A 2,638-nucleotide genomic window follows, 5' to 3' on the forward strand; every position below is an offset into this window, starting at 1 on the left:
CATTTCCCGGGAAGAATGTTATGTTTAAAATGGAATTACGAGTTCCAGAAGCTGGAACTTGCCGCGGCCTTCCCGTGGCCCTGGTTCATTTCGGCGCCCAGAGTAAGAAACCGGCGAACAGCGCGAGAGTGCAGCGGCCACCACGTAGTGGAAGCGGCGACTGACGTAATACGTGTCCTGCACTCCTGGACTGCTCGAGATCGGCGTGGACGGCGCCGGACCAGGCCGGTGAAGCCGCCCATCGGCCTGAACACGAAGATGAAGCGCGACGGCGAGACGTCGAAGGTCAGAACCGCGCCACGTCGTGGCGACCCAGTTGAACACCTTCATGCCGTTGGCACCGCGATCATGGCGGCGTACATGAAGAACAGCTGGCTTGTCACCGGCATGCCGGTGACGAGCCAGCTGTTCTTCATGTACGCCACCATGCTGATCGCGGTGCCGACCGGCGTGAAGGTGTTCAACTGGGTCGCCACGATGTGGCGCGGTTCGATGACCTTCGAGACCCCGATGCTGTTCGCCGTCGGCTTCATCTTCGTGTTCACGATGGGCGGCTTCACCGGCCTGATCCTGGCCGTCACGCCGATCGACATCCAGATGCAGGACACCTATTACGTCGTCGCCCACTTCCACTACGTGCTGGTGGCCGGCTCGCTGTTCGCGCTGTTCGCCGGTTTCTACTACTGGGCGCCGAAATGGACCGGCCACATGTATCCGGAAGGCCGCGGCAAGTTCCACTTCTGGAACTCGCTGATCTGGTTCAACGTCACGTTCTTCCCGATGCACTTCCTGGGCCTGGCCGGCATGCCGCGCCGCTACGCCGACTACGCCGTGCAGTTCACCGATTTCAACCAGATCGTGTCGATCGGCGCTTTCCTGTTCGGCCTGTCGCAGGTGTACTTCCTGTTCTTCGTCGTGCTGCCGACCATCCGCGGCGGCAAGCCCGCCGAAGCGAAGCCGTGGGAAGGCGCCGAAGGCCTGGAGTGGACCGTGCCGAGCCCGGCGCCGTTCCACACCTTCGAAACGCCGCCGCTGGTGAAGTGAGGCCGTGATGAGCGACCATCGTTCGCAGCAGCAGAAGAAGGCCAACCTGCGCACGGCCCTGTGGCTGGCCGGGCTGGCGCTGTTCTTCTTCGTGATGCTGTTCGTCAAGCGCCTGTGGCTGAATTGAGGAAGTCATGCAAGCGGAAACCAACGCAGGCCGCCACGAGGAAAGTGGCCGCCTGCGGTTAAACCGGACCACGCTCACCAAGCTGCTGGTGGTCGCGGCCATCATGTTCGGCTTCGGCTATGCGCTGGTGCCGATCTACCGCCAGGTGTGCGAGGCGCTCGGCATCAACGTGCTCACGCAAAAGGACGGCACGGTGGTGCCGCCCGCCAACACCCAGGTCGACAAGGCGCGCACGATCACCGTCACCCTGGACGGCAACGCCCAGGGCCCGTGGCGCTTCCGTCCGACGCAACGCAGCATCGACGTGCACCCGGGCGAGATGGCGACCGTGATCTACGAAGTCGTGAACACGCAGGCGCGCACCGTGAAGGCGCAAGCCATCCCGAGTTACGCGCCGCAGTCGGCCCAGCCGTTTTTCAAGAAGGTCGAGTGCTTCTGTTTCAAGGAGCAGATATTGAAACCGAACGAGGCGCGCCAGATGCCGGTCGTGTTCTTCATCGATCCGAAACTGCCTCGCGAAGTGAAGGACATCACGCTGTCGTACACGTTCTTCGAAGTCGGCACCGTGACGGCGCAGAAGTGATATGGCAAACGACGACGATCCGCAGCACCGTCCGCCCGCACGGACGCAGACGTTCGGGGCCACGATGAAAGCCGTGTTCTGGTCGTTTTTCGGCGTGCGCAAGCGCCGCGACTACGAGCACGACGCGGCCAACCTGAACCCGGTCCACGTGATCGTGGGCGCCCTGATCGGGGTGGCGGTGTTCATCGGCATCCTGGTGCTGGTCGTGCGGATGGTCGTCGCCAAAAGTTAAAAACATATAAGCAACACGAAAGCAGGGAAGCGCAGCACCCCGGAATTCGAAACAATGCTTGATTGAGGAGATATACATGAGTTCACCCCATACCGCGCCGTACTATTTCATCCCCGGCCCCTCCAGGTGGCCGCTGGCAGCCGGCATGTCGATGCTGTGCACGATGGCCGGCGCGTCCGGCTGGGTCAACGGGGCCGCCTGGGGACCCGGCGTCTGCACGGCCGGCATCGTCGCGATGCTGATCGTGCTGTACAACTGGTTCGGCGACGCCATCGGCGAGTCGGAGGCGGGCAAGTATGGCGAGCGCGTCGACCTGTCCTACCGCTGGTCGATGAGCTGGTTCATCTTTTCCGAGGTGATGTTCTTCGGCGCCTTCTTCGGCGCGCTGTTGCTACGCACGCACGATCTCGATGCCGTGGCTGTCTGACCTCGACCATAAAATCATCTGGCCGGATTATTCTGGCCACTGGGGCAGTATCGGCCCGGCCGGCACCGTCGAGCAGTTCAGCACGATGGGCCCGTTCCCGATCCCGACCATCAATACGGCGCTGCTGCTGAGCTCGGGCGTGACCAGGTGCTGGATCATCCAACTAACTCCTCCGTTTTAACCTTAGCAATACGTAACTGAACGAAGTAAAGGTCTACATAAACA

Annotated in this window: 3 protein-coding genes and 2 pseudogenes; all 5 read left to right on the forward strand. The window is 61.9% G+C overall.

Going from position 1 to position 2,638, the window contains the following annotated elements:
* Window positions 1–381: 381 nt before the first annotated feature.
* Window positions 382–1,044, forward strand: a pseudogene (locus tag ACWNCF_RS03115) (cbb3-type cytochrome c oxidase subunit I); the annotation flags it as partial.
* Between the two features lie 7 nt (window positions 1,045–1,051).
* Window positions 1,052–1,171, forward strand: coding sequence for a cytochrome oxidase small assembly protein (locus ACWNCF_RS03120; RefSeq protein ID WP_449405981.1), 120 nt, complete (start codon window positions 1,052–1,054; stop codon window positions 1,169–1,171).
* Window positions 1,172–1,178: 7 nt separating this feature from the next.
* Window positions 1,179–1,754: a cytochrome c oxidase assembly protein gene (locus tag ACWNCF_RS03125; RefSeq protein ID WP_449405982.1), complete on the forward strand. Its 576-nt coding sequence runs from the start codon at window positions 1,179–1,181 to the stop codon at window positions 1,752–1,754.
* A 1-nt stretch (window position 1,755) separates the two neighbouring features.
* Window positions 1,756–1,986 carry a DUF2970 domain-containing protein gene (locus tag ACWNCF_RS03130; RefSeq protein ID WP_056447690.1) on the forward strand — a complete coding sequence of 77 codons (231 nt, stop codon included), beginning with the start codon at window positions 1,756–1,758 and terminating at the stop codon, window positions 1,984–1,986.
* A 76-nt stretch (window positions 1,987–2,062) separates the two neighbouring features.
* Window positions 2,063–2,558, forward strand: a pseudogene (locus ACWNCF_RS03135) (cytochrome c oxidase subunit 3); the annotation flags it as partial.
* Window positions 2,559–2,638 lie beyond the last annotated feature (80 nt).

The organism is Massilia phosphatilytica, from assembly GCF_977014125.1.